At 52.3% G+C, this 6,122-nt stretch carries 4 protein-coding genes; 1 reads left to right on the top strand and 3 read right to left on the bottom strand.

Going from position 1 to position 6,122, the window contains the following annotated elements:
• Positions 1 to 239 precede the first annotated feature (239 nt).
• Positions 240 to 1,550, top strand: coding sequence for an MFS family transporter (locus SGR01S_RS20005; protein WP_061808389.1), 1,311 nt, complete (start codon positions 240 to 242; stop codon positions 1,548 to 1,550).
• 1 nt (position 1,551) lies between these two features.
• Here the strand turns inward: SGR01S_RS20005 and SGR01S_RS20000 are convergent, their stop codons facing one another.
• The 3 genes from SGR01S_RS20000 to SGR01S_RS19990 all read right to left on the bottom strand — a co-directional run bounded on the left by SGR01S_RS20000 (position 1,552) and on the right by SGR01S_RS19990 (position 6,121).
• The gene (locus SGR01S_RS20000) at positions 1,552 to 1,884 is read right to left on the bottom strand and encodes a YfiM family lipoprotein (RefSeq protein ID WP_037422313.1); all 333 of its coding nucleotides are present in this window, start codon (positions 1,882 to 1,884) and stop codon (positions 1,552 to 1,554) included.
• A 79-nt stretch (positions 1,885 to 1,963) separates the two neighbouring features.
• On the bottom strand, positions 1,964 to 3,319 hold the full coding sequence (pssA, locus tag SGR01S_RS19995; RefSeq protein ID WP_061808388.1) for a CDP-diacylglycerol--serine O-phosphatidyltransferase: 1,356 nt from the start codon (positions 3,317 to 3,319) through the stop codon (positions 1,964 to 1,966).
• A gap of 153 nt (positions 3,320 to 3,472) precedes the next feature.
• A complete protein-coding gene (locus tag SGR01S_RS19990; RefSeq protein ID WP_061808387.1) occupies positions 3,473 to 6,121 on the bottom strand; it encodes a bifunctional acetate--CoA ligase family protein/GNAT family N-acetyltransferase in 2,649 nt (882 codons plus the stop codon).
• Between the last annotated feature and the right edge of the window lies 1 nt (position 6,122).

Genomic DNA, 6,122 nt, shown 5'->3' with positions numbered 1-6,122 from the left:
AGGCATCAAACAAAGTAGAAAGCCTCATGCGTAAGCATGGGGCTTTTTGCTGTGTCTGCTATAAATAAATTGCCACCATTCCACTTAATTTCATACCACTCTTCAATGCGCATCACATAAATCACGCTATATTCTTCGCCCGCTATTTGTTTTAATTGTTAACTAAATACTAACAATTGATTTACATTATGATCGGCAGGACGCCGACCTCATGATTTATTCGGCTCGGAGAATATAAAATGACAGAAACAACCTCGGTCATTGAGGATAGAGAAGGCGCTGATCTGGCAATTCAGGACAAAAAGAAGCGTATTTTTGCCATTGTAGGGGCGTCGTCGGGAAACCTGGTGGAATGGTTTGATTTTTACGTCTATTCCTTTTGTTCTATTTACTTTGCCGCTTCATTTTTCCCAGCAGGTAACAGCACGACCCAATTACTGCAAACTGCTGGCGTCTTTGCTGCTGGTTTCTTTATGCGCCCGATCGGTGGCTGGCTATTCGGTTATATCGCCGATAAGCATGGCCGTAAAAACTCGATGTTGATTTCAGTCTGCATGATGTGCGCAGGATCGCTGGTGATCGCCTGTTTACCGACTTACGAATCAATCGGGAGTTGGGCTCCGGCGCTGCTGTTGATTGCGCGGTTGTTCCAGGGATTATCCGTGGGCGGTGAATACGGTACCAGTGCCACCTATATGAGTGAGGTGGCAATAAAGGGGCGGCGTGGGTTCTATGCTTCTTTTCAATATGTGACGCTGATCGGTGGCCAATTACTGGCGTTGCTGGTTCTGGTTGCGTTACAACAAATCCTCTCTGCCGGAGAGCTCAAAGCTTGGGGCTGGCGTATTCCTTTTGCCATTGGGGCAGTATTGGCCGTGGTTGCCTTGTATCTGCGCCGCTCATTGAATGAAACCTCCGATGCCAAAACCCGTAACCATAAAGACGCCGGTTCACTGAAAGGATTGTGGAAAAACCGGAAAGCCTTTCTGATGGTACTGGGCTTTACTGCCGGTGGCTCATTGAGCTTTTACACCTTCACCACTTATATGCAGAAGTATTTAGTCAACACGTCTGGAATGGACGCCAAGTTGGCCAGCGGCATCATGACCGCTGCGTTATTTATCTACATGCTATTACAACCGTTAGTCGGGGCATTATCGGACAAGATTGGCCGCCGTAGTTCAATGCTGATCTTCGCCTCGTTTGCGACCTTATTGACGGTACCGATCCTGCTAACGCTAAAAAATGTGACTAACCCTTATGCCGCATTCGGCCTGATCGTCCTGGCGCTGTTTATTGTGAGTTTCTATACCTCGATCAGTGGATTACTGAAAGCGGAGATGTTCCCGCCGGAAGTGAGGGCATTAGGGGTTGGGCTATCCTACGCAGTAGCTAACGCGATGTTTGGTGGGTCAGCAGAATATGTGGCGTTGTCGCTGAAATCGTTCGGCGCGGAGAATGCCTTCTTCTGGTATGTTTCTGGCATGTGTCTGCTGGCGTTGATTGTTTCGCTCAGGCTGCATCGTAAAGGAAAAGAGATCCAACTATGAATCAGCGAGTTGCGTGATACAGGCTGTAACCGGTCGCCGCGCCCGCAACATCCCAGGCAAAGTCCTTCCAGCTCCAACCGGTGCCGCCTTCACGACTGTCATACAGTTCTTTGGCGGCACCGAGCCCGATCGAGAACATCAGACCGAAACTCCGGCTACGGGCTTCACTCCAGTTTTGATGATCGCCATACGCAGCACCGGCGGCAGCAAAGGCAGCTGAAGCAACAAAATGCTGTGCTTTGTCCTTACCGGTCCAGCTGTCATTGGCCAAATGAGTGCAACCGCTGGTGAAGAGTAAGAAGGGGAGCACGGCCAGGCAGTGGAGTGGGCGCATAATGAAAACATCCTGTTGTCATGGCATATAAAAAACCCCGGCATTGGCCGGGGTCTGCGATAGCTGAATTATAGCGGGATTACAGTATACGGCTAATCAATCGATCGATGCGGATACGGCGCAGACGACGGATCAGTTTGCGAACTTTAATCGGATACTGCTGAATGCTTTGTAATTCCAGGTAGTGTCCCACCACGGTGGTATGGGTACGGATGCACTCCAACTCTTTGTGTCGCTGCTCACGTAACTCTTGCTTAGGATCGTGAATGAGAATGGCATTCTCCAGATCCAACCGCCAAGCTCGTGGATTGAGGTTATTACCGGTAATCAACTGCCATTCATCATCTACCCACATGCCCTTCAGGTGATAGCTGTTATCGCCGTCTTTCCATAAACGAACAATCAACTGACCGGTATCGACATACCGCTGCAGGCGGCTGAGAAAGCGCCGTAGGTTGATTTCATACAGGTAAGGTAACGCACCGATAATTTTGAACGGCTGATCTTCCGGAATATAGAAGTCATTAGCGGTTTTATCGCCAACAATGATCTCTACCTGTTTACCTTCACGCAGCAGATAAATGATATTGCGCACCAGTAACGCCGGGAGATTGAAGTAAGGAGTACACAGCGTCAGTTTTTGATCGGCGCAGGACATCAGATGGTGAATCGTTTTATTCAACACACTTTGTTTGCCCAGCCCAACCAGAGGCGTTACTGCAAGCTCGTCGTTGCCCGCCTTATTGCGAAACTGATAACCGGCGCGGCGCAGGCCAAAGCGGAAAAGGCGAGTTTCGTTTTTGATCTCCGGGCTTTTCGGACGATCGTCACGATCCAATCGTTGTACGGCACCCGCGGACAATAGGTGCTGTTTGATGTAATCGATCAGAGTATTAGCCAACTCACCGTTGGTGATCAACTGGTAACGATCGTAACGGTATTTCTCGTGCTGATGTAAGTACACGTCGTTGATACTGGCACCGCTATAAATCACGGTATCGTCGATCACAAAGCCTTTCAGGTGCAACACGCCCAAGGCTTCACGGGTATTGACGGGCACGCCATATATCGGCACCGGCAACCCTGGGTGCTGGTCCGCCATGGCGCAGTACCAGTCAGCGTTGGTATTGGCGGCTGCGGCTCCGATACGTCCACGCTGGGCACGATGCCAGTCGACCAGAATGCAAACCTCCAGCTCCGGGCATCGTTGCTTCGCCTGATAAAGGGCGTTGAGGATATCGCGTCCGGCGTCGTCGTGTTCCAGATACAAAGCGACCAGATAAATACGTTTGGTGGCGTGAGCGATTAAGTCCAGCAGCGTAGCGCGGTAGTCAGACGGCGTGTACAAGGTGCGTACATCAGCTACCGTCTGAGGGAGTTTGGGCAGTTGTGCAAGGTGTTGTTGATGTTTGCTACGTTTAAATTTTGACAACATCACAGTGCGCTTCTTCTCTCATGATTAGATGGCCTGAACGCCAAATACGGAAAAACAATAAATCGAATAATCGGGCGATAATACCACTAGTTGCCCCGATTGTGCGTATGTTTTGGCGTTAAGTGGTGGATTCGTAGCGCATTGCGACATAGGTCACTGCGCATCCTCCGCTTGCAACGGCAGGGTCAAATTGACGATACCGTCCTCAAGTTGCACATCAATGCCAAAGCCCAGTCTCTGTGCCAACCCGATCATTCCGCGATTGTTTGGCATGGTGATCCCGGTCAGGCGGGTCAGCCCGTGGGCACGAGCATAAGCGATCATTTTCTCCAACAGTTGTCGCCCTAAACCAAGCCCTTTCAGATCGGAACGTACCAGTACGGCGAACTCCGCATCGATATTGTCTGGGTCGGAAAGGGCGCGCGTTACGCCAATGATTTGTTCATCACGCACGGCAACAAAAGCCATCTCCCGATCGTAGTCGATCTGCGTCATGTTAGCCAAATCGTCATGGGTAAACTCGTTGATCTCGCTGAAGTAGCGATAATAGAGATCTTCCTTGGTCACGCGATCAATAAAGTGTTTCAACGCCGGTTCGTCTTCCGGCAAGATCGGCCTGAACAGACAATGTGAACTGTCTTTCAATTCAATGGTTTCTTCCAGCTCATGTGGATAAGGGCGGATAGCCAGACGGGCTTGTGGATCACCCGTAAACGGAGCAAGTTGCATGGAAACGTCGAGTAGGGTGAATTCGCTGCCGGAAGCCAATACCGGGTGGATGTCCAGCCGCGTGATTTCCGGGCAATCGAGAATCAAGTTAGACACCTGCACCAACAGACGGCTCAGCCCAGGAATATCAAGCGGTCTGAGGGCACTGCGTCCGCGGATTTTGCCTCCTTTCACGGCCTGCAGCACCAGATAGCGTGCCAGTGCCATATTTAATGGGGGCAGAGCTACGGAAACCTGATTTTCCTGTCGCCATTCAATCCCGCCTTCGCCCAGCATGATCAGCGGGCCAAAAATGGCATCTTGTTCAACAGCAATACGCAGTTCCTGTGCCCCGGCACGATTCGCCATACTCTGTACCAACAGACCGTGAATACGAGCCTGCGGATAAGTGCGTTTAACGCGATCGAGAATAGCTTCTGCGGCACGCTGCACTTCGGTCGCGGTACGTAAGTAGAGCATGACGCCCTGAACTTCAGACTTATGGGGAATATCGGGTGAACGCAGTTTGAGCGCTACCGGGTAACCAATCTGTTCGGCAATATGCACTGCCTCGGCGCTGTCTTCGGCAATCCAGGTGGGTAGTGTTGTCAGATCATAGGCCTGCAGAATCGATTGCACTTCATGGGTATCGAGCTGCGTCGCGCCTTCGGACAATGCCTGCTGAATCAGCCTATGAGCATCGGCAGTATTGGCCGTCAAACCTATTGGCAATGCTGGGGTCTCTTTCAGCTGTTTCTGATTACGGCGATACTCCACCATATGCATAAACGCGGTTACTGCTCCTTCCGGAGTGCGGTAGGTGGGAATACCGGCCTCGGTAAATAGTCGCCGCGCTTCCTGCGACGAATATTCGCCGCACCAATTGGTGAGCAGGGTAATGCGTTTGCCACGTGGGTGTTGGCGGATGGCTTCAATAATACGTTCAGCCGTGATCGTACCAGGGGCCGCAGCGCTTGGAGCGTGGATCAGCAGCAAGGCGTCATAGTCATGGCTGTCGAGCAGCGTTTTAACCGCCGCCAGATAACGTTGCGGTGTCGCGTCATCACGCAGGTCAATCGGGTTGCCGGCGAGGATAAACTCGGGCAAAGCCTCGCCAAGCTGCGTCAGGATCTCGTCCCCTAACTGCGCCAGCTTGCCATTGCGGCCCAACAGCTCGTCCAGAGCCATTGCAGCAGGTGCGGTACCGTTGCTGACAATCATCAACCGTTCTCCGCGCAGCGGGTGCATATGGCTCAGGGTTTCCACCGCGGAAAACAGCTCATGAGTATCCTGCACGCGCAGTAACCCGGCACGTTGAATAGCAGCATCGTAGGCGGCATCTAGCCCTTGCTGGCTGTTAAGCAATAACTGAGCTTGCTGACTGCGACCACTCTTGACGACCAAAATCGGCTTGTTGCGTGAAGCACTGCGGGATGCGGATAAAAAGCGGCGCGCATCGCTGATGTTTTCCAGATACAGCAAGATAGCGCTGGTTTTACTGTCGCGCGCCAGAAAGTCCAGCAGGTCGTCGACGTCAATATCCAGGCTATCGCCGAGCGCGATAAAATAGGAAAAACCGACTTCACGTTGTTGCGCCCAGTCGAGAATGGTATTGGCTACCGCGGCGGACTGAGAAATGAACGCCAGTTTGCCCTTGAGGATCGGGACCGGCGAGAAACTGGCATTGATACCTTGCCAGGGGGCCAGCAGGCCCAGACTGTTTGGCCCCAGCAGGCGCATCGAATAACGCTGCGCATAAGCTTTTAACTCGGCGAACTGTTCTGGTGGAGAGGAGAGAACAATGGCGGTTTTGCAACCGCGCTCACCCAGAGCCTGAATTAATGCAAGGTTCCGCTCAGCATGGGTGCACAGTATTGCCAGGTCGGGGCTGATAGGCAGACTGGCGACGTCTGGGTAAGCCATCACCCCGCATACGGCCTTGTAACGCGGCGTGACGGGCATCACGGGCCCGTTGAATCCACCAGCCAGCAGGTTGCTCATCATCAGGTTGCCGGCGCGGCCAGGTTGTTGTGAAGCGCCGAGAACGGCAATCGATTTAGGACGTAAAAGCGCTTCTAACCCTCGCTGGCTCATG

Source organism: Serratia grimesii NBRC 13537 (assembly GCF_001590905.1).
GTDB lineage: Bacteria > Pseudomonadota > Gammaproteobacteria > Enterobacterales > Enterobacteriaceae > Serratia > Serratia grimesii.
The sequence above is the reverse complement of the archived record's forward strand: the minus strand, read 5'-3'. Positions and strand labels throughout refer to the sequence as shown.